The 21,912-nt window shown below is 39.2% G+C and carries 15 protein-coding genes and 4 pseudogenes; 16 read left to right on the forward strand and 3 right to left on the reverse strand.

The features are described from left to right. From flgK to fliD, 9 genes and pseudogenes are all read left to right on the forward strand, one after another. Positions 1-2,014: pseudogene (gene flgK / locus P4S71_RS13595) on the forward strand (flagellar hook-associated protein FlgK). Between the two features lie 2 nt (positions 2,015-2,016). After that, the gene (gene flgL, locus P4S71_RS13600) at positions 2,017-3,285 is read left to right on the forward strand and encodes a flagellar hook-associated protein FlgL (RefSeq protein ID WP_337150845.1); all 1,269 of its coding nucleotides are present in this window, start codon (positions 2,017-2,019) and stop codon (positions 3,283-3,285) included. 229 nt (positions 3,286-3,514) lie between these two features. Beyond that, on the forward strand, positions 3,515-4,966 hold the full coding sequence (locus P4S71_RS13605) for a flagellin N-terminal helical domain-containing protein (RefSeq protein WP_442961680.1): 1,452 nt from the start codon (positions 3,515-3,517) through the stop codon (positions 4,964-4,966). Further along, a complete protein-coding gene (locus P4S71_RS23155; protein ID WP_442961717.1) occupies positions 4,953-5,006 on the forward strand; it encodes a hypothetical protein in 54 nt (17 codons plus the stop codon). The genes P4S71_RS13605 and P4S71_RS23155 overlap by 14 nt, the downstream gene beginning before the upstream one ends. A gap of 252 nt (positions 5,007-5,258) precedes the next feature. Beyond that, positions 5,259-5,618, forward strand: a pseudogene (locus tag P4S71_RS23160) (flagellin N-terminal helical domain-containing protein); the annotation flags it as partial. Positions 5,619-6,113: 495 nt separating this feature from the next. After that, the gene (locus P4S71_RS23165; RefSeq protein ID WP_007379113.1) at positions 6,114-6,794 is read left to right on the forward strand and encodes a flagellin; all 681 of its coding nucleotides are present in this window, start codon (positions 6,114-6,116) and stop codon (positions 6,792-6,794) included. 700 nt (positions 6,795-7,494) lie between these two features. Further along, entirely contained in the window at positions 7,495-8,979 is a 1,485-nt protein-coding gene (locus P4S71_RS13615) for a flagellin (protein WP_058230558.1), read from the forward strand. 144 nt (positions 8,980-9,123) lie between these two features. Then, positions 9,124-9,546, forward strand: a complete 423-nt coding sequence (locus tag P4S71_RS13620) for a flagellar protein FlaG (RefSeq protein ID WP_007379096.1) — start codon at positions 9,124-9,126, stop codon at positions 9,544-9,546. A gap of 48 nt (positions 9,547-9,594) precedes the next feature. Beyond that, the gene (fliD, locus tag P4S71_RS13625; protein WP_007379097.1) at positions 9,595-11,037 is read left to right on the forward strand and encodes a flagellar filament capping protein FliD; all 1,443 of its coding nucleotides are present in this window, start codon (positions 9,595-9,597) and stop codon (positions 11,035-11,037) included. A 390-nt stretch (positions 11,038-11,427) separates the two neighbouring features. On the opposite strand, the gene P4S71_RS13630 is transcribed toward fliD, so the two are convergent. Together P4S71_RS13630 and fliS are read right to left on the reverse strand one after the other, a co-directional pair. After that, a complete protein-coding gene (locus tag P4S71_RS13630) occupies positions 11,428-11,742 on the reverse strand; it encodes a hypothetical protein (protein WP_007377969.1) in 315 nt (104 codons plus the stop codon). A gap of 8 nt (positions 11,743-11,750) precedes the next feature. Next, complete coding sequence (fliS, locus tag P4S71_RS13635) at positions 11,751-12,152, reverse strand: flagellar export chaperone FliS (protein WP_007377968.1); 402 nt, start codon at positions 12,150-12,152, stop codon at positions 11,751-11,753. A gap of 352 nt (positions 12,153-12,504) precedes the next feature. Between fliS and P4S71_RS13640 the strand changes: the two genes are divergently transcribed. Continuing rightward, complete coding sequence (locus tag P4S71_RS13640; RefSeq protein WP_096792640.1) at positions 12,505-13,941, forward strand: sigma-54 dependent transcriptional regulator; 1,437 nt, start codon at positions 12,505-12,507, stop codon at positions 13,939-13,941. 627 nt (positions 13,942-14,568) lie between these two features. Here P4S71_RS13640 and P4S71_RS13645 read toward each other — a convergent pair. Continuing rightward, positions 14,569-15,164, reverse strand: a pseudogene (locus P4S71_RS13645) (DNA-3-methyladenine glycosylase I). Between the two features lie 130 nt (positions 15,165-15,294). Here P4S71_RS13645 and P4S71_RS13650 point away from each other — a divergent pair. The 6 genes and pseudogenes from P4S71_RS13650 (at position 15,295) to fliH (ending at position 21,909) form a co-directional block, all read left to right on the forward strand. Next, a pseudogene (locus P4S71_RS13650) lies at positions 15,295-16,406 on the forward strand (sensor histidine kinase). Beyond that, positions 16,403-17,842, forward strand: a complete 1,440-nt coding sequence (locus tag P4S71_RS13655) for a sigma-54-dependent transcriptional regulator (RefSeq protein WP_337150846.1) — start codon at positions 16,403-16,405, stop codon at positions 17,840-17,842. Before P4S71_RS13650 ends, P4S71_RS13655 begins: the two are co-directional and overlap by 4 nt. 155 nt (positions 17,843-17,997) lie before the next feature. Further along, positions 17,998-18,330 carry a flagellar hook-basal body complex protein FliE gene (gene fliE, locus P4S71_RS13660; protein ID WP_007377962.1) on the forward strand — a complete coding sequence of 111 codons (333 nt, stop codon included), beginning with the start codon at positions 17,998-18,000 and terminating at the stop codon, positions 18,328-18,330. Positions 18,331-18,350: 20 nt separating this feature from the next. Next, positions 18,351-20,066, forward strand: coding sequence for a flagellar basal-body MS-ring/collar protein FliF (gene fliF / locus P4S71_RS13665; RefSeq protein ID WP_008136718.1), 1,716 nt, complete (start codon positions 18,351-18,353; stop codon positions 20,064-20,066). Further along, complete coding sequence (fliG, locus tag P4S71_RS13670) at positions 20,059-21,099, forward strand: flagellar motor switch protein FliG (RefSeq protein ID WP_007377960.1); 1,041 nt, start codon at positions 20,059-20,061, stop codon at positions 21,097-21,099. Before fliF ends, fliG begins: the two co-directional genes overlap by 8 nt. Positions 21,100-21,102: 3 nt before the next feature. Beyond that, a complete protein-coding gene (gene fliH, locus P4S71_RS13675; RefSeq protein WP_007377959.1) occupies positions 21,103-21,909 on the forward strand; it encodes a flagellar assembly protein FliH in 807 nt (268 codons plus the stop codon). The last annotated feature ends 3 nt before the right edge of the window (positions 21,910-21,912 follow it).

The raw sequence follows: 21,912 nt of genomic DNA on the forward strand, positions 1-21,912 counted from the left end.
ATGTCGTATGATTTATTGAGTATTGCCAGTTCAGGAGTCAGAGCTAGTTCTGAGTTACTGCAAACGACAAGTAAAAACATTGCCAATGTAAATACAGAAGGCTATGTACGCGAGCGCACAGAATTTACTACCATGGTAGATAATCAGGTAGGTAGGGGTGAAACCTACCGTTTACTAAACCAATTTGCTCAAGAACAGCTAAACAGAGATACATCTAATAAATCATTTTTTGATCAGTTTGTAACAGAGGCAAATAGGGTTGATACCTTATTTTCAGAGGAAGCAAATAGCTTATCTACAGGCATAAATTCGTTATTTAATAACGTGCAAGAGGCACTCAATCAACCATCATCAACGGTAGCTCGTTCTTTAGTTATTACTGATGCACAAAGCTTAATTGATCAAATGGATAGACTCTCAGGTATTGTCTTTGATCAGCAAAGTATAGTGAATGAACAATTAGAAATATTTTCAGAGGAAGCCAATACGCTAATCCAAAGTATTAGCGCTTTAAATAAAGATATAGCTGCTGTAAATGGAACGAATAATGCTGCTGATGCAAGTTCAACTTTTAACGAACGTGACAAAGCAATACGTGATTTATCCGAACTTATAGATATAGAAACACTTGATGGACCAAATGGTGAAAAGCTTGTGTTTATGGGTACAGGAGAAGCCGTTGTTATGCAAAATGGTTCGTTTAATTTGTTTTCTATGAGAGGCGACCCCGATCCTAGTTTTAAAGAGCTAACGTTAGATGTTAACGGTGGCAAAGCTGTGCCACTTGAAATTGATACGAGCAAATTAAAAGGTAAAATTGGCGGTTTACTTGCTTTTAGAGACGATATTTTAGTGCCGGCGCAAAATCAAATCGGTCAAATGGGACTGGCTATTGCAGATGCATTTAACGAACAAAATAAATTAGGCATGAATGCAAATGGTGAGTTGGGGGGATATTTTTACCATACCAACAGAAAATGCATTTGCTTATCAAGATAATACTGGTGGTGTTACAAACATGACCGCAACGGTTGAGCCAGGCAAAGGTAGTGAATTACCTGCCAGTAACTTCATTATTACCTATACCGCTAATCCGAACGAAGTAAGTATTCAGGCAATTGATAATAAAGGGGAGCCTATTGGCAACCCATCACTTGCAGATACAACCAGTGGAGTGATTGATTCATCATCAATTACCAGTGGCGAGTCCTTTGGACTGCAAATAACAGTTGCTGGTACAGGTGCTCCTGGTGATCAATTTCAAGTTAAGCTAAATTCTCAAGCCGCTTCTAGCATATCGCTTGCAACCGGACGTGGTGATGACCTTGCGTTAGCGTCGCCAATTAGAACTGCGAACGAGATAAATAATATAGGCACAGGCACGATATCAGCAGGTACAGTTAGTAGTGTTACCTCAGGTGGTTTTACATCAACTACACCACCTGCCTTAGCGAATGGCGATATCACAATTGTTAAAGCAGCGGGTACTAATGATTACCTTATTAGTGATGGTAATGGCGCTAATGTAGCTGTGACGATAGCGCCGCCGGGTGAAAATGTTTTAGCTGGCCTTGGTGCTCCTTACGACTCATACGGTTTTGACTTTGATATAGAGGGGACACCGGCAACAGGCGATACATTTACGCTGGAGTTTAACGAAGGTGGATTTGACGATAACCGTAATGGTTTAAAGTTGGCTGATTTGCAAAATGGTGAGTTGGTACGTCAAAATGTTGTCACAACAACGACGGCAGATAACCATAAAACATTTAATCAAGCCTATGCTGGTATGGTTAGCGATATTGGTGTGGTAACTGGACAAGCTATTACGAGTGGAGCTGCATTCGATGCTCTCGCACAGCAGTCTGAAGCTTGGTATGAATCATTATCGGGAGTAAATCTCGATGAAGAAGCCGCAAATTTATTGCGTTTTCAACAGTCTTATGCCGCTTCAGCACAGGTTTTAGCTGCTGCGCGTTCAATTTTCGACACTTTACTTAGTGCTGCGAGGTAATCATGCGTTTATCAAATAATTTAATGTATCAAAGCAGTATTAATAAAATACTGGATGGGCAACAAGGTGTCGCAAATGCGCAAGAACGAGTTAATACAGGGCAAAAATATTTAACAACGTCTGAAGCGCCTGCAGATATTTCACAGGCAATGTTATATTCAAATAAAATACAAACCAATGAGCAATATACAAAAAATATTAATCAGCTTAGTGGTCGTCTCGAAACAGAAGAAAGCGTTTTAAAAAGTATTAATACCAGTATTCAAGAAGCGCAATCTCTAGCATTACAAGCGGGTAATGGCGCTTATACTAAAGACGATTTGAAGTCGATTGCATCCGAGCTAAGTGGTATTCAGCAAACGCTTGCTAATTTAATGAATACCCGCTCCGAAGATGGGAAATTTATATTTTCAGGTTATCAAGATAGCACCCAACCTTATCAGTTTGACTCAACGCTAGGTGAATACACTTATAATGGCGATCAAGGTGTCCATCAAATAACGATAGCTGAAGGTGTATCAATTAAATCGAGTGATAACGGTTTTGATACATTTGAAAAAACAGCAGCACGCTTAGATGTAGACTCAAACATGGCTTCAATTCCTACTACAGTCCCTGCTAATAACATCACCGCAGGTACAGTATATGTTGATGGTCAAACTGAATTTGATCGATTTCATCAATCTAATTACAATGCAGATCCAGCAGCGCCAGCAACAGCAAATACTTATAATGTTGTGATTACAGCTGGGGCAACGCCAACTGATCCTGATCAATACGAAATTCAACGTGATGGCGTGTCTCTTTCTCCTCAAGTGATAGGTGATATTACCGATGAACCAATAGATTTTGCAGGAATGAAAATTGAATTTGAAGGTACAGCACCTGGTCAGCTTGACTTTAGCCTTGAAAAACCAGAGAAAGAAAACGTACTTAATACGTTGCAAGCACTTATTACAGGTTTGAATGATGGCACACTTGAAGGAGACGACTTTCAACAAGTATTAGCCGATGGTGTTGTTCAGCTACAAAATGCCAGTGAACAAGTGGTTTTCACGCAGGCAAGTTTAGGCGGAAGAATGGTTGCGCTTGAACTCGTAACCGACACTAACTTAGCGCTTGATATTCAAAATAAAAGTAATAGATCTAGTTTAATTGAGGTGGATCAGGCTGCTGCTATTAGCGAGCTCACTAAGCAAGAAACCGCACTGCAAGTATCTCAAGCAACCTTTGGGCGTTTATCTAACCTTTCATTGTTCGACTACCTTTAACCAGAAATATTTTGCCGCTTTACTTATTTTAAAGCGGCAAAAAATTGTCGCTTCAAGTTACTTTTTAAATTCAGCTTTAAATTTCAATTATAAACCAGTAAAAACAGCGACTTAAACTTTTTTTAAAGTTGGCACAGTAAATGCTTTTAAAATAATAAGAAATTATCGAATAGTGGTTCCTGTTAAAACGTGTTGAACCACACTCTGCTTAAACCTAGGAGATGGTAAAATGGCATTAACAGTAAATACTAATGTGTCGTCATTAAACGCACAACGTAACTTAAATAAATCAGGCGAAGGCTTAGCAACTTCAATGCAACGTTTATCATCAGGTATGCGTATTAATAGCGCAAAAGATGATGCTGCCGGTCTGCAAATTTCAAACCGACTTACGTCGCAAATAAATGGTTTGTCAGTAGCCCAGCGAAATGCCAACGATGGTATTTCAATGGCACAAACCGCTGAAGGTGCAATGAGTGAGTCAACAAGTATTTTACAGCGTATGCGTGAACTAGCATTGCAATCAGCTAATGGTTCAAACTCGCCAGAAGATCGTGAGGCACTGCAAAAGGAAGTATCAGCGCTTCAAGTTGAATTGACACGTATTGCAGATACAACCTCGTTTGGTGGTCAACAATTACTAGATGGTTCTTACGGTAGTAAAACCTTCCAAGTAGGTGCTAACGCTAATGAAACGATTAATGTATCGCTTTCAAGTGTTGCAGCTGAGAAAATTGGCGCAAATCAAACGAATTTGCAATCAGCGACTACTGTGGATGGTTTTGGTCAAGTAAATGAAACGGGTACCGGTACGCTTGCCGCTAGTGTAATTGCATATGGTAACTTGGCAATTTCTGGTCGAGAAGATTCTACGGTCACTATTCCAAATGGTGCCAGTGCAGAAGAAGCTGCTGATTTAATAAATCAAGTAACGGGTGCTACAGGTGTTTCGGCACAAGCAAGATCTGAAGCTCAGCTTGATATTACCGGCACGCAAACAGCAGCAGGCGAACCTGTAAGCTTTGAGCTAAATGGCGAAAAAGTCTCGTTTGTTGCAACAGGTACTGCAACCGGTGATGAGCAGGCAATGGCAGAAGCTATTAATAGCAGAACTGATGAGCATGGTGTTACAGCAACCATTGATAATGGTGTTTTATCTGTTTCAAATAATAATGGCGCAGATATTGAAATCGTTGGATTTGCCGGAGACGCAGGCTCAACCTTAGATATAACTCCTCAAGGCTATAACGAAGGTTCTGCCGGTGATGTTGTGGTACTGACTACTGGTGCGACAGACTCTGCCAGAATAGCCGGTGCTATCCAATTAAATTCATCAGATATATTTACTACAACAGGTAGTACTTCTGTGGATGAGGTTGCGACTAAAGTGACTAGTTCTTTAGAAAATGCAGCTGATATTGATATTACAAGTCAAAAAGGTTCACAAGATGCTTTATCGGTAATTGATAACGCGATTGCCAATATTGACTCACAACGTGCCAGCTTGGGTGCAGTACAAAACCGCTTTAGCCATACAATTAGTAACTTGGCAAATATTTCTGAGAATGTATCTGCATCACGTAGTCGAATTCAAGATACTGACTTTGCAACAGAAACAGCGCAAATGACTAAAAAATCAGATATTACAACAGGCGGGTACATCAATCTTGTCGCAAGCTAACCAAGTGCCTCAAGCCGCAATTAGTTTATTAGGTGGTTAATTAAACTAACAATAGTTTTTGTTATATTAAAAGCGCATTTATTGCGCTTTTATGCTTTATAGTATTTGGGTTTCATATTAATTGATATTTAAATCAGGTGGTTAGCCTTTTTTTGGTCGTTTTTTAAATAAAAGCTAAAGGTATTTTGTTTCCTGCCGTTAACTTAATCAGTAAGGGGCTTGTACATAAATTTGTTACGGCTCTTGGTTAAATCAAAACAGTACTTTTACGAAAGTAATCAGGAGTTTTATTATGATTTCAGTAAACACAAATGTATCTTCATTAAACGCACAACGTAACCTATCTCAATCAGGTTCTGACTTAGCGACATCAATGGAGCGTTTATCATCGGGTATGCGTATTAACAGCGCGAAAGATGATGCGGCAGGCCTACAAATTTCAAATCGTTTAACATCACAAGTAAATGGTTTAGGCGTAGCGCAAAGAAATGCAAACGACGGTATTTCAATGGCGCAAACAGCTGAAGGCGCGATGAGTGAGTCTACAAGTATTTTACAACGTATGCGTGAATTAGCACTACAATCAGCGAATGGTTCAAATTCATCAGAAGACCGTGAAGCGCTACAAAAAGAAGTATCAGCTTTATCAACAGAGCTAACACGTATTTCAGATACGACTTCGTTTGGTGGGCAACAATTATTGAACGGCAGCTTCGGTTCGAAATCATTCCAAATTGGTGCAAATGCAAACGAAACAATTAACGTATCACTGTCTAGTGTAGCGGCAGAAAAAATTGGTTCTAACCAAGTAGATTTACAAGGTGGTACTGCTAACGAAGGTTTTGGTACTGCTACAGCTGCAGCTGCTTCTACCGCTGCGGCAAGTACAAATGCAGGTGGTACATATGATATCTCTGGACGTAATGACGCTCAAGTTACTATTGCTGCAGGCGCTAGCGCAGAAGATACAGCTGCTGCAATTAACAGTGTAACGAGCTCTACAGGTGTTAGTGCGCAAGCTAGAACAGAGGCCACGGTAGTTGTTGGTGGTGCTGCAACAGTTTCTGGCGAGACGGTTAGTTTTGAGCTTAACGACGAGAAGGTTTCATACGTAGCTACAGGTAATGCAGATGGCGACCAGCAAGCAATGGCTGAAGCTATTAATGGTGCAACTGATGAACATGGCGTAACAGCGAGTATTGAAAACGGTGTATTATCAGTATCTAATAATACGGGTGCAGATATAACGTTAGAAGGTTATGCAACAGCAGATGCTGCTGGTGCTCCTGTAGCGAGTACATTATCAGTGACAGCTCTGTCTTATGCCGGTGTTGAAGATGATGGCGGAACGGGTACGGCTGTCCCTGTTGTACTAACAAGTGGTGTAGCTGGTACTGCGACTGACTCAACACGAATTTCAGGTGGTATTCAATTAAACTCTTCAGAAACATTTAGTGTAGAAGCGTCTGATGATTCACTAGCTGGTGTAATCACAGAAACAACAAGTAAGCTAAATGATGTTGCTGATGTTGATATTACAAGCCAAAAAGGCTCGCAAGATGCGCTAGCAATTATTGATAACGCGATTGCAAACATCGACTCACAACGAGCGAGCTTAGGTGCGGTTCAAAATCGTTTTAACCACACAATAAGTAACTTAGCGAATATATCAGAGAACGTATCTGCATCACGTAGCCGAATTCAAGATACTGACTTTGCAACAGAAACAGCAGAAATGACGAAAAACCAAATATTGCAACAAGCAGGTACATCAATCTTGTCGCAAGCGAATCAGTTACCGCAAACAGCGCTTAGCCTATTAGGTTAATTGAAATAAGGTATTAGATTAGCTACCTCTTTAATTTAGCGAATACCAATAATAATTTAAAAAGGAGATGACTTTGGTCATCTCCTTTTTATTTAGCTTTTAATATTGTACCAATCGGCTTATATATGGGCTTTATTTAACGACAAGATAATTGTGTAATTTGGTTGTTCTCGATAATTACTTTTATATTGTTCCCTCTTCTTTGTACATCCATGCAGTCGTAATCAAAAATAATAATACAGTTTGTATCAAATTTAGCCCCCCAAAATTAATTAAATATTATTACGGACTGGTACTACAATAGTTTGGTTTGTTTACGTGAAGAAGGTCTATGGTGTGTGGTTATTCCCCATAAATAGGCAAATAAGTGTAATATACGCTGCTCACAGGTTCTTTTTAAGGGCGACTAACTCCTTGTTACTCGATTTACTTAACCCACTAGGTTATAAATATCGCGCCATCGTTAACACCTTAAGATTAAATAAATTTTAATCTTAAGGTGTTAACGATGTCATCGTAATAAAATAGACTAATCAACAAATTACAAATTTGTTAACATGAATTTGTAATTTTTTTAAATAAAAGCTAAAGGTATTTTGTTTCCTGCCGTTAACTTAATCAGTAAGGGGCTTGTACATAAATTTGTTACGGCTCTTGGTTAAATCAAAACAGTACTTTTACGAAAGTAATCAGGAGTTTTATTATGATTTCAGTAAACACAAATGTATCTTCATTAAACGCACAACGTAACCTATCTCAATCAGGTTCTGACTTAGCGACATCAATGGAGCGTTTATCATCGGGTATGCGTATTAACAGCGCGAAAGATGATGCGGCAGGCCTACAAATTTCAAATCGTTTAACATCACAAGTAAATGGTTTAGGCGTAGCGCAAAGAAATGCAAACGACGGTATTTCAATGGCGCAAACAGCTGAAGGCGCGATGAGTGAGTCTACAAGTATTTTACAACGTATGCGTGAATTAGCACTACAATCAGCGAATGGTTCAAATTCATCAGAAGACCGTGAAGCGCTACAAAAAGAAGTATCAGCTTTATCAACAGAGCTAACACGTATTTCAGATACGACTTCGTTTGGTGGTCAGCAATTATTGAACGGCAGCTTCGGTTCGAAATCATTCCAAATTGGTTCAAATGCAAACGAAACAATTAACGTATCACTGTCTAGTGTAGCGGCAGAAAAAATTGGTTCTAACCAAGTTAATCTACAATCAGCAGCAGCAGATGGTTTTGGTCAAGCTGCAGCTGCTACAGCAACACTAGCAACAAGTGCTGTTGCAGGCGGTACATATGATATCTCTGGACGTAATGACGCTCAAGTTACTATTGCTGCAGGCGCTAGCGCAGAAGATGCAGCTGCTGCAATTAACAGTGTAACGAGCTCTACAGGTGTTACAGCTCAAGCAAGAACTGAAGCTGGCTTATCTCTTTCTGCGCTAGCTGCTGCAGATGAATCTGTAAGTTTTGAACTTAATGGTGAGAAGTTATCATTTGTTGCTACAGGTTCTAAATCAGGTGATGAGCAAGCATTAGCAGAAGCTATCAACAGTGCAACAGACGAGCATGGTGTAACTGCAACGATCGAAAATGGTGCTCTTTCTGTATCGAACAATAATGGTGCAGATATTACATTTGCAGATTTAACAGACAGTGCCGGTACACCTACAGTTGAACTTGATGTTACTCCAGAAGGTTATGATGGGGCTGCTGGTACAGCGGTAACATTAAATACAGCCGCTGGTGCAACGAGAGTATCAGGTGCTGTTCAGTTGAATTCTTCAGAGACATTTAGTGCTCAAGCAAGTGATGCGTCTTTAGCCGCCGGTACAACTGATGTAACAAGTAAGCTAAATGATGTTGCTGATGTTGATATTACAAGCCAGAAAGGCTCGCAAGATGCGTTAGCAATTATTGATAACGCGATTGCAAACATCGACTCACAACGAGCGAGCTTAGGTGCGGTGCAAAATCGTTTTGACCACACAATAAGTAACTTAGCAAATATATCAGAGAACGTGTCTGCATCACGTAGCCGAATTCAAGATACTGACTTCGCAACAGAAACAGCAGAGATGACGAAAAACCAAATATTGCAACAAGCAGGTACATCAATCTTGTCGCAAGCGAATCAGTTACCGCAAACAGCGCTTAGCCTACTAGGTTAATAAGCTAATAGTAGCGGCTAGGTTGTTGGCTAACTAATACAAAAAGTCAGTATTAGTAATTAAAAAGGAGATGGCTTTAGCTATCTCCTTTTGTAGTTTAAAGCTACAATTAGTACCAATCATATGCGTAATGCAGGAGGTGATATGAACACCATAACTTCAAGCTCGGAAACGATGTTGCCAGTTTCAACTACAGCGAGTGATGTTAAGCAAGCAGGTAACACTGCTAGTAATTTAACTGAACGTGCTATTGATGATGTAAAGCAAGTAGATACACAGACCCAGCAGCAATTGCAGCAGAAAATGTATGAAAAAGAGGCTGAAGATAAACAACAGCCTTTAGAACGTGAGCAACTAGAAGAAATGGCGCAACAATTGCAGGACTTTATGGGAGAAATGAATCGCAGTCTGCAATTTAAAGTAGATGAAGATTCAGGACGTGATGTAATTAAAGTGCTCGACAAAAACAGTGGAGAAGTAATTAAGCAATATCCTTCGGAGGAAGTATTAAGCTTAGTGTCTAAGCTGTCTGAATCGGCAGGTATTTTGATTGATCAAACGGTTTAGTATCAATATTAAATTAGCTTGTTTTTTAAGTATTTAAAGAGGTGAAGTATGTCTATTTCGTTTAATGGCTTAGGCTCTGGTTTAGCTGTATCAGATATTGTTGATGCATTAGTAAATTCAGAACAAGCACCAGCTGAAGCCCGTTTAAATACTAAAGAAGCTAGTTTAACAACTGATATTTCAGCCGTTGGGGCGTTAAAGTCAGCGCTTGAAAAAGTGCAAACCTCAATGGAAGCCCTTGGTGATAGTGACAAATATCAGCAACGTAGTACATCAGGCACTGATGATTTTATATCAATAAGTGCAGATGAAGACGCACAACCAGGCAGTTATAACGTAAAAGTGGATGCATTAGCGCAGGCTCATAAGTTATCATCAAGCGCATTTACTTCAGATGAGGCAATAGGGGCAGGTGTAATTACGATAGGCTCTGGTGATAATAGTTTCTCCACTGTTTTATCGGCTACCAATACTTTAGAAGACTTACGAGACCAAATTAATAACGGGCCTTTTACTGGCAATGATAGTAATGACTCAGTTGTTGCAACGATAGTAACAAGTGATTTAGGTCAGCACCTAGTGCTCACAAGTAAAGAGACCGGTGAAGAAAACGCGATTAAAATCACTGTACAAGACAGTGATGGTAATAATACAGATACAGGTGGATTATCTCGATTAGCCTATGATGTAACAGATGCAGACCCCCTAAATCATACAACTAACTTAACTGAAGTAAACGCTGCGCAGAATGCACAAATCACCATTGATGGCACGTTGGTTGTATCTAGCAGTACTAACGAGTTTAGTAATGTGATTGATGGTGTCGATATTACCGCTAAAAAACTACATGATGCCGCGGATAGTGGTGACATAAGTGACATATCGGTCACTGAAAATAATAATAATATTAAAAGTGGTTTAAGCGGTTTTATTGCAAGCTACAATGAGTTGCTAGAACTTAGTAACACTTTAGGTGCATCTGGCGAAGATGGCGTAGGTGTAATGGCGGGAGATTCCTTATTACGTGGAGTCATGTCTAAACTAAGAGATACAATAACAAATTCAGTTAATGTAGAAGGTAATTCGCTGTCACTTTCACAACTAGGTGTAACAACAGACCGATATGGTGTGCTTAGTTTAGATAGTGATACCTTAAGTGACCAAATTAATGCAGATGTAGGTTCTGTGCAGCAGTTTTTTGTTGGCAGTAACGATGATGATGGTGGTTTTGCACAGTCGTTTGATGAGTTAATGAGTTTCTATACAGATTCTGACGGAATTATTCAAAACAGAATCGATAGTAAAACAAATCAACTAGATGATTTAGATGATCAGCGAGAGAGTTTAACAAGTAAAATGGAATCGTTATCGTCTCGACTATATGCTCAATATAACGCAATGGATTTATTAGTTGCAAGCCTTAATAACACCAGTAGTTATGTTCAAGCTCAATTAGAAAATATGCCAGGTGTAGTTAGACAATCAAATTAATCCTTTAGTAAAAGCTTTGCTAAACGTGATCAATAAAAAACCGCTAAGTTTAAACTTAGCGGTTTTTTATTGTGTAATATTTATCTGAGATAATACTTATACTAATCTGCTTATATGGGGTCTATTTAACCTAAACTCTGGACAATAAATCTATCTCGGGCAGCTATTTTCAGCGCTAATACCAATCTGCAATAAAACTCGATAAATTTGAGGGCTTAAACTTGGCGCTAACTGTGTTAAAAATTTCTGATATAGAACAACTAAATAACGAAATTTTTGCCCAGTTATCGACAAGGTTTTCTTTCCTCAAAATAGCTCACTTAATTAAGCTGATTGGTATAAATTACGTGTAATATATAGAGTATTGAATAAAGTTATTCAATTTACTTACTAAGTCGCTTTATAAGCCTTAATAGCCCTTCCTGACTTTTTATACTTAATAATTGCTTTAGATGATTCATTTTTAGCTATGTTAGCTTTAGCTAAAATGGAATTAATTGTAATTTGAATTGACTGTAATTGCTCTGCATTAGGGCTGTTATTACTTTCACACCATTTTTTTAAATCTGTATTTAAGGTTTTTAAAATGGGTTGAGCTTCATCGGCATTATTATCGTTTACTAACGATTCAATTTCCTTAAGCAGTATTTTTATATGTTCTGCTTGATTTGTTGTTAGCTGCTCTGAAGCATTACTCGCATTCATAATATAAGCTAAACCGCAGAAACACGTTGATCAACAGGAATATTATCCCAGCCTTCTTTTATTTCTTTTACAATGTTAGACACCTCTAATACCGCGTCAACATCATTATTTAAATTGGCTTTGGTTAATGTGCGTTGGCAATAATCGTAAAGTGCCAATAAGTTGTTAGAAATACTAGGGTCTTGTTCTACTTCTAAATTAAGTGCATCTTGCAGCGCGCCGAATAACAAAACGCAGGCTGATATATTCTCGCCCTTTTTTTCAATCTCTTTTCGCTCAATAAATCCTTTTGTAGCTGCTAAGCGACCAATAATATTACTGAAAATAAGATTTATTTGTTCGTACGGGGTCATTTCGGCAATATTACTTACTCGAACTTGACTGTATTTTTTTACTGAAACATGAGCCATGGGGAAATCCTAGATTTAAACGATAAAAATTATGTAAAAATAAAAGCAATAATAATGCCAAGCATTTTTTACTTATCTATTTATCGGCATGTTCGCTTTCAACTTAAGCTAATATTAGATTATATTTACTAAGAAAGTCAGCTTTGCTAAGGAATTAAATAATTAAAAAAATGATTTTGACACAACTTTAATAATTGGTACTTAATGATTAATTCTTAAGTATTGTTATTTTAACTAGCTGTCTGTTTTTTGGCGTTTATGTCAAAAAAATGCCGCTATCGCTTGCATCCATGGCGAACTGGCTTACAATTTAGGTAATTAAATAAATGAGTGAAAGTACGGCTCGCTAAATATGATCTTGATTTTAGATAATAATAACAATCGCGCAATAGGTTTAAATGCATCGCTTACTTTTATTGGTGAAGCAGTACAATTGTTAAATGAAACAAATTTTGAACAAGAGTGTGAAAAGTACCAACAAAAAGAATGCATGATCATTTTAGGTGCATTGCAGTCTCTTGACCACGAAGGTTTAATTAAGCGCTACCCAACCTTACCTTTTTTATTAATAGGCGAAACCCTTAAACCATTACTAAGCATTGCTAATGTGGTTGGCCTTATTTGCGAACCGTTTAGTCATGAAGTAACAACACAGTTGCTTCACGATTGTCAGCAATATCAGCGAATGTTACCAAATGGACATAAACATACCAAACCCCTTAAAACCTTTGACGGGCTAGTGGGTGAAACAGATGCAGTAAAAGATGTACGCTTTTTAATTGAGCAAGTGGCAAAAACGGACGCTAATGTTTTAATTTTAGGTGAGTCAGGAACCGGTAAAGAAGTTGTTGCTCGTAATGTACACCTGCTTTCTAAGCGTAACAATGGGCCATTTGTGCCTGTTAACTGTGGTGCTATTCCGGCGGAGTTATTAGAAAGTGAGTTATTTGGCCATGAAAAAGGGGCATTTACAGGAGCAATATCCGCTCGTAAAGGACGCTTTGAACTTGCACAAGGTGGTACGCTGTTTTTAGATGAAATAGGTGATATGCCGTTGCAAATGCAGGTTAAGTTGCTGCGCGTATTACAAGAACGTAGTTACGAGCGAGTTGGCGGTACAAAGGCGATTCAAGCTGATGTACGTGTTATTGCTGCAACGCACCGAAATTTAGAAAATATGATTGAAGAAGGTAGTTTTCGTGAAGATTTGTACTATCGATTAAATGTATTTCCTATTGAAAACCCGTCATTGAGTGAGCGCGCAGATGATATTCCGCTGCTTTTAAAAGAACTGATGCGCCGTGTTAACGATCAAACAGGTTCTACCGCTAAGTTTACTGAGCGCGCAGTGGAGAGCTTAAAAGAGCATGCTTGGCCTGGTAACATTCGTGAGCTAGCTAATTTAGTGGAACGAATGGTTATTATGTTTCCTGAAAAGGTAGTCGATATTCCCGATTTACCTAATAAATACCGCTATATTGAGGTAGAAGCATATGAGCCTGAGTACCCAGAAGAGTTAATGGAAAAAGACGCGTTTAACGATATATTTAGCACAGGATTCAGTGATTACGAAAACGAACCTGAAGCAGAGTTTAACCAAGTTGGAAGTGGGTTGTTGCCCGATGACGGTATTGAACTTAAAGATTACTTAGCCGAGCTTGAAATTAGCTTAATAACGCAAGCGTTAGAGCGCTTTGATTACGTTGTGGCTCGCGCGGCAGAAATATTAGGTGTACGCAGAACCACGCTAGTTGAAAAAATGAAAAAGTATAATCTTTCAAGAGATTAGTTTTTGAACGCCTGCAAGCAGCGCGTCTACAAAACAACCTCAAATCAAAACCTTGACGTAGACGCCGAGCTTGCTCGTGTGAAAAGCGAAGCTTTTAATTATTTAAACACCCATCCCAAAAACTTGTTTTTGAACGCCTGCAAGCAGCGCGTCTATAAAACAACGTCAAATCAAAACCTTGGCGTTAGACGTCGAGCTTGCTCACGTGAAAAGCGAAGCTTTTAATTATTTAAACACCCATCCAAAAAACTACGTTTTTGAACGCCAGCAAGCAGCGCGTCTACAAAACAACCTCAAATCAGAACCTTGGCGTAGACGCCGAGCTTGCTCACGTGAAAAGCGAAGCTTTTAATTATTTAAACACCCATCCAAAAAACTACGTTTTTGAACGCCTGCAAGCAGCGCGTCTACAAAACAACCTCAAATCAAAACTTTGGCGGTAGACGCCGAGCTTGCTCACGTGAAAAGCGAAGCTTTTAGTTATTTAAACACCCATCCAAAAAACTACGTTTTTGAACGCCTGTAAGCAGCGCGTCTACAAAGCAACCTCAAATCAAAACTTTGGCGTAGACGCTGAGCTTGCTCGCGTGAAAAGCGAAGCTTTTAATTACCTACCTATTTACCTGCTTACTCACCACTAAAAGCCTTAATAATTTCTTCTTTTCTAAAACAGTCATTACTGTGATCGTTAACCATACCGCAGGCTTGCATGTGTGCATAGACTGTTGTTGGGCCTAAAAACTTAAATCCTCGCTTTTTTAAGTCTTTAGCGAATGCAGTTGATTGTTCAGTTATAGCAGGGTAGTCCTCAATATTATTCAAGTGACTAACAAGCGGCCTATTACTCACAAATTGCCATTGATAATTGCTAAAGCTACCAAACTCTTTTTGAATACCGATAAAACATTTTGCGTTATTAACAGTTGCTGCAATTTTTAAACGGTTACGAACAATCTCTTTATTTAACATTAGACGCTCAATGTCATCTGATGTAAATTCAGCTACTTTTTTTACATCAAAATTAGCAAATGCCTTTTTATAACCTTGGCGTTTTTTTAATATGGTGTACCAACTCAACCCCGCCTGTGCTGATTCAAGAGTTATAAATTCGAATAGTTTTTGGTCATCATAAAGTGGCACCCCCATTCTTCATCATGGTAAGTAACGTAGTCAGGTTTAGTCGTGTCTAGCCATGGACAACGGCATTCTATTTGCTCACTCATTATTATTCCTTAGCGTGCGTCATTTTTATGTCGCTTGTTTTTCTTGTGTAACTTAATGATAAATATATAAATAAACTTTGGTACAAATTGTGCATTTAACTCTGTATCTACATTAGTTTGAGATTTGATTATGGCCCTTGCAAGCGTGCTAAAACCACAGTTTATTTCTGCAAATAAGTATAACCCATGTTTACTTCAAGAGGAGTACATTGGTGAGCTAAGTGATCTTCGTAAGCAGGCAAGTTGGCTTTCGCACTTGGTTGATACAATGCCCACTGGTGTTGTTGTACTTGATGGTAAAGGCATGGTTGCTAAAGCGAACCAAATTGCGATTGATATGCTTGGTGAACCACTTGAAGGTGAAAAGTGGTTTTATGTTATTCAGCGGTCTTTCAAACCACATCAAGATGATGGACACGAAGTATCATTAAAAGACGGGCGTTTAATTAAGCTCGACATTACCGCTTTGGCTCCAGAGCCGGGACAACTTATTTTAATGGCGGACTTAACTGAGACGCGACGTTTACAAAAACGTGTTGCACATATGCAGCGATTAAGTGCGCTGGGTAAAATGGTGGCGTCTCTTGCGCATCAAGTACGCACGCCTCTATCTGCAGCAATGCTTTATGCTGCTAACTTAGGCTCAAAGCGCTTGCCAGAAGCATCTCGCGATAATTTCCAAACTAAATTGGTGTCACGATTAAAAGATTTAGAAACGCAGGTTAATGACATGCTGTTATTTGCTAAAAGCGGTGAGCAGCAAGTCGTTGAACAAGTCTCTATGCAGCAATTATTAACAGAAGTGAAAACCGGTGCTGATGCCATGGTCGCACTTAATGAAAGCGAGCTGGACGTAAGTCTTCCTGAACCAGATATTGTAATAGTGGGGAATAAGACAGCGCTAGCCAGTGCTGTTCAAAACCTTATTCACAATAGCATTCAAGTGATTGGTTCTGGGGCTAAAGTGCATTTGAGTGCCGCGACTGATTTACAAGATCACGACTTTGTGCGTATTAGTGTAAGCGATAATGGTCCCGGTATTGATTTAAGTCAGGCTGATAAAATGTTTGAACCCTTTTTACTACAAAAAGCCAAGGCACTGGTCTAGGGCTTGCTGTTGTAAGTTCGGTGGTTAATGCGCACCAAGGACGTGTTGACGTTAGTAACAATGCTCATGGTGGAGCTTGTTTTAGTTTACTTCTGCCAATACGCGCGACATCTAAATTAGAGGAATCATTATGAGTAATATTATTTTAGTCGTAGAAGATGATGCGGGGCTCCGTGAAGCTTTAATTGATACGCTGGAGATGTCAGGTATTGAATGCGTTTCAGCTAATAGCGCAGAGCAAGCGATGTTATTGCTTAAAAAAGAGCAATTTTCATTAGTCGTAAGTGATGTGCAAATGGGAACCATGAGCGGTTTGGACTTACTGCGAAGTATTAAATTAAATTATCCCGACTTACCTGTATTGATGATGACGGCCTATGCCACGATTGATGATGCTGTTGAAGCTATGCGTTTAGGTGCTATTGATTATATGGCTAAACCATTTGCACCTGAAGTGCTGCTAAATATGGTGAGTCGCTATTTGCCTGAAAAAGCGAAAGAGACAGATGGCCCTATTGTTGCCGACCCTAGTAGCATTCAATTACTCGAACTTGCAAGTAAAGTTGCACGCTCTGATGCGAGTGTAATGGTGCTCGGGCCTAGTGGTTCAGGTAAAGAAGTGCTCGCGCGTTATATTCACGATAAATCGAGTCGATGCAATGAACCCTTTGTTGCTATAAATTGTGCTGCGATCCCTGAAAATATGCTTGAGGCCACTTTATTTGGTTACGAAAAGGGGGCGTTTACAGGTGCTATTCAAGCATGCCCTGGTAAATTTGAACAGGCGCAAGGCGGAACAATTTTACTAGATGAAATCACTGAAATGGATTTAGGATTACAGGCAAAGCTACTACGAGTGCTACAAGAGCGGGAAGTAGAGCGTTTAGGTGCTCGTAAGACAATCCAATTAGATGTTCGTGTGTTAGCAACGAGTAATCGTGACTTAAAAGAAGCGGTCGCTAAGAACCAATTTAGAGAGGACTTATATTACCGACTTAATGTTTTTCCATTAATGTGGCGACCTCTTTGCCAGCGCCCTGGCGATATAATTATACTCGCAAAGCATTTAATAGAACGCCATATAAATAAAAGTAAAGAGCCTATGGCCTACTTAGATAAAGCAGCAGAGCAAAAACTACTTGCTCATGCATGGCCTGGTAATGTTCGTGAACTAGATAACGTAATTCAGCGAGCACTGATACTACGAAGTGGTAATACAATAAATGAACATGCTATTTTTATCGAAAACTTAGTAGCAAGCGATTTTGCGATTACATCAACAGAAGTATTGGAAACAGCAACGTCAAACGAAGCTATAAATAGCTTAAGCACTGCATATTACGATGAAAAAATACCTATGGTTGGTGAGCCAAAGCAAGATTTACTTGCGGTTGACACGGGGAGCTATAAAGATGAACTTAAAGACAAAGAGCATAGTATTATTTTAGAAACATTAGCCCGCTGTCAAGGTAAGCGCAAAGATGTAGCAGAAACATTAGGTATTAGCCCTCGAACATTACGTTATAAGTTAGCGCAAATGCGCGATTTAGGTATTTCACTTCCTGCATAATCCCTCTAAGCCCCAAATTTAATTAATTTAATTCGGGGTTGTCAAAACTCTGACTTACAACCTAACTGTAACCAACTGTTTTAACTATGTTTTTAGTTGGCATGGTTTGTGCTTTATTCTATTTATAAGCTTAACTGCATTGTCAGAGAAAAATTATGAAAATTCAAAATAGCGCTGTCTTTCAAGAAATGCAATCAATGGCCCTTGAAGCTGGTCGTAATAATCAAATTAATAAATTGCCAACTCAAGTGCAGTCTACTTCTACTGCACAATTTGGCGATATGCTAAGTAATGCGCTAAATACAGTGCATGAGTTACAACAAGATACAGGCCAAAAAGTAAAAGCAGTTGAAATGGGTGACCGAAGTGTATCGCTTGCTGAGGCGATGATTGCTTCTCAGAAATCTTCGGTTGCATTTGAAGCTACAGTACAGGTTCGTAATAAACTTGTAGAAGCTTACAAAGAAATCATGAACATGCCTGTTTAACTAGGTAGTGGAGAATTATCGTGGCGCAATCTAACCAATCTACAGACCTTGCACTTGCTAGTGGTGATATCGACCAAAGTGATAGTGATGATCAACAAGAACAGAAATCAGGCTATTTAAGTGCTTTAAATGGTACAGATGTATTACGCCAAGTGACACTGGTTATAGCTCTGGCTATTTGTTTGGCTATAGCCATTTTTATCATTATTTGGGCACGTCAGCCAGATATGCGCCCATTGGGTAAAATGCAAACAGAAGAGTTAATTCAAACCCTCGATTTTTTAGATGCACAAAAGATAGAATATCAACTTGATGGTAATGTCGTATCGGTTGATGAAAGTGAATATCAAAATATAAAATTATTAATGACTCGCGAAGGGTTAGACCAAGGACCTACTTCGGGATCAGATATTATCATGCAAGATATGGGGTTTGGGGTTAGTCAGCGTCTTGAACGTGAGCGCCTTAAACATGGTAGAGAGCAGCAATTAGCACGTACTATAGAAGAGCTTAATAATATTACTCGTGCGAAAGTATTGCTTGCGATACCAAAAGAGAACGTATTTGCGCGCAGAGAGAAAAAGCCATCTGCCACCGTTGTGTTAACACTTAAACGTGGACGCTCTCTTAATGGTGAAGAGATAGACTCTGTTGTTGATATGATTGCTTCAGCAGTACAAGGCTTAGAGCCAGCTAGGGTTACTGTTACAGATCAAAATGGTCGCTTATTAAATTCAGGTTCGCAAAGCTCATTAGCAGCACGTTCTCGTAAAGAATACGACTTAGAACGCAAACGAGAACAAGAATATTTAGAAAAAATAGACAGCATTTTAATACCTGTCGTAGGGCTTGCAAATTACACAGCCCAAGTTGATTTAAGTATGGACTTTAGTGCGATAGAAGAAACACAAAAACGCTACAATCCAGATTTACCTGCAGTGAGAAGTGAAACCACATTTGAAGAAAATAACATAGGCGGTTTAGCCGTTGGTATTCCCGGTGCGCTTACGAATCAGCCTCCACTAAACTCGAATATTCCAGAAGTAGCAGGACAAGGTGGTGCAGGAACAGGTACTTCGCCAACTCGTAATCACAAAGAATCTACGCGAAACTATGAGCTTGATACTACTATTTCGCATAAACGCCAGCAAACGGGGGTAATACGCAGAATAAGTGTATCGGTTGCTGTTGATTATATTCCAAAAGTGGGTGAAAACGGCGAAACGACCATGACACCACGATCAGTGGAGGCATTGTCAAATATTCGTCGTTTATTACAAGGCGGTGTAGGGTTTGATATGCAGCGTGGCGATGCACTTGAAGTGGTAACAGTGCCATTTGTGCGTGAAACGACAGGTTTAGACCTTGAAGTCCCAATGTGGGAGCAAGATTGGTTTGTGAAGTATGTGCGTCTGGGTCTAGGTGCCTTAGTAATTATTGTTCTTATTATGGCCGTAGTTAAGCCAATGCTAAAACGTCTAATTTACCCTGATAATACCTTGGAAGAGTATGATGAAGATGCATTGAGTTCAGGGGTTGATATTGGTGACAGTACACTTGATATGCTAAATAAAGACTTTGATTCTGCTTCAATTGGCTTCTCTAGCGATGGTACACTACAGTTACCAGACCTACATGGTGACGAGGACTTATTAAAAGCAATTCGTGCCCTTGTAGCTAACGAACCAGAACTATCATCACAAGTAGTGAAAGCGTGGTTAACAGAAGATGACTGATCAAGAACAAAAACAACTGCCAACAGCATTTGATGTTGATAAGCTCGATGGTGTAGATAAAGCGGCTATATTACTTTTGAGTTTATCAGAAGAAGATGCGGCGCAAATACTCAAGCATTTAGAACCTAAACAGGTACAAAAAGTGGGTATGGCAATGGCGGGCTTAGATGACTTATCTCAAGCTAAAATAAGTGCCGTGCATAATTTGTTTATTGAACAAATTCAGAGTTTTAGTACGATAGGCTTCCAATCTGAAGATTTTATCAAAAAAGCACTTACAGCTGCATTGGGTGAAGATAAAGCAGCCAGCCTTATTGACCAAATTGTTATGGGATCAGGCGCTAAGGGACTTGATTCTCTTAAGTGGATGGACTCTAAGCAGGTAGCGAATATTATTCGTAATGAGCATCCGCAAATTCAAACTATTGTTTTATCTTATTTAGAGCCAGAGCAGTCTGCTGAAATATTGGCACAGTTTCCTGAAAAAGTACGTTTAGATTTAACTATGCGTATTGCTAATCTTGAAGAAGTGCAACCAGCGGCATTGCAAGAACTCAATGAGATTATGGAAAAACAATTTGCAGGTCAAGCGGGTGCGCAAGCAGCTAAAATGGGCGGTTTAAAAGCTGCAGCTGATATTATGAACTACCTTGATACAAATGTAGAAGGGCAGTTAATGGACTCTATTCGTGAGCACGATGAAGAGATGTCACAGCAAATTCAAGACTTAATGTTCGTATTTGAAAACTTAATGGATGTTGAAGACCGTGGCATTCAAGCAATTTTGCGTGAAGTACAACAAGATGTACTTATGAAAGCGATTAAAGGCACAGACGATGCTCTTAAAGAGAAAATATTAGGTAACATGTCTAAACGTGCCGCAGAAATGCTTGCTGATGATTTAGAAGCAATGGCACCTGTAAGAATTAGTGAAGTTGAAGCTGCGCAAAAAGAAATTTTATCAACTGCACGTCGTTTATCTGATTCTGGCGAGATTCAGCTAGGTGGCGGTGGTGGTGAGGAGTTCCTGTAAAGCATGAGTAAGTTAAAAGGTCGTCCACTCAATGCAGAAGAAGCAGATGAATTATTAAGAAACTGGTCAGTGCCCAATATGGCTCCGGACGAAAGAAGTTTTGGAGATCGTTCAACTGCTTTTGGCACACCACTTTCGGATTTATACAAAAAAGAAATGGCCGAAGAGGTACCTGTAGAGGAACCTCAGGAACCTGAATTACCTTCTATTACTATGGCTGAACTTGAGCGAATTCGACAAGATGCTTATGAAGAAGGTCTTAAACAAGGGCATGAGCAAGGTTATATTGATGGTTTTGATAAAGGCGTTACAGAGGGAAAAGAGGCCGGTTATAAAGAGGGGCTTGAACTAGGTAAAACTCAAGGTCATGAGGACGTAAAACCATTAATTGAAGAACAACTCACGGGTTTGCGTAGCATATTAGATAATTTAACTACTCCTTTGAATAAAGTGGATGAACAAGTTGAAAAACAATTAGTCCAATTGACAGTAATGCTTGCTGAAGCAATAATTTATCAAGAAGTAAAAACCTCTCCTGATGTTATTTTACATACACTTAAACTAAGTATCGATTCGCTTAATGCTGAGCAAGAAAAGGTACGTATACATTTACACCCAGAAGATTTAGAACTCATAAAAAACAGCTATGGAGAACAAACCATCGCAGATAATAATTGGCAACTAATCGCTGAACCTACACTTGAACGTGGCGGTTGCGAGGTTAAAACAGCCCAATCCTCACTCGATATGACCTTGAAAACTCGCGTCAAAGAAACATTGGATAGTTTTTTGCATAATAGTGGTATCTAACTA

This window comes from Pseudoalteromonas sp. B62, assembly GCF_037162565.1.
Classification (GTDB): domain Bacteria; phylum Pseudomonadota; class Gammaproteobacteria; order Enterobacterales; family Alteromonadaceae; genus Pseudoalteromonas; species Pseudoalteromonas fuliginea.

Coding starts and splice junctions, on each gene's coding strand:
- flgL (WP_337150845.1), top strand. CDS start 2,017: ATGCGTTTATCAAATAATTTAATGTATCAAAGCAGTATTAATAAAATA.
- P4S71_RS13605 (WP_442961680.1), top strand. CDS start 3,515: ATGGCATTAACAGTAAATACTAATGTGTCGTCATTAAACGCACAACGT.
- P4S71_RS23165 (WP_007379113.1), top strand. CDS start 6,114: ATGGCTGAAGCTATTAATGGTGCAACTGATGAACATGGCGTAACAGCG.
- P4S71_RS13620 (WP_007379096.1), top strand. CDS start 9,124: ATGAACACCATAACTTCAAGCTCGGAAACGATGTTGCCAGTTTCAACT.
- fliD (WP_007379097.1), top strand. CDS start 9,595: ATGTCTATTTCGTTTAATGGCTTAGGCTCTGGTTTAGCTGTATCAGAT.
- P4S71_RS13630 (WP_007377969.1), bottom strand. CDS start 11,742: ATGAATGCGAGTAATGCTTCAGAGCAGCTAACAACAAATCAAGCAGAA.
- fliS (WP_007377968.1), bottom strand. CDS start 12,152: ATGGCTCATGTTTCAGTAAAAAAATACAGTCAAGTTCGAGTAAGTAAT.
- P4S71_RS13640 (WP_096792640.1), top strand. CDS start 12,505: ATGATCTTGATTTTAGATAATAATAACAATCGCGCAATAGGTTTAAAT.
- P4S71_RS13655 (WP_337150846.1), top strand. CDS start 16,403: ATGAGTAATATTATTTTAGTCGTAGAAGATGATGCGGGGCTCCGTGAA.
- fliE (WP_007377962.1), top strand. CDS start 17,998: ATGAAAATTCAAAATAGCGCTGTCTTTCAAGAAATGCAATCAATGGCC.
- fliG (WP_007377960.1), top strand. CDS start 20,059: ATGACTGATCAAGAACAAAAACAACTGCCAACAGCATTTGATGTTGAT.
- fliH (WP_007377959.1), top strand. CDS start 21,103: ATGAGTAAGTTAAAAGGTCGTCCACTCAATGCAGAAGAAGCAGATGAA.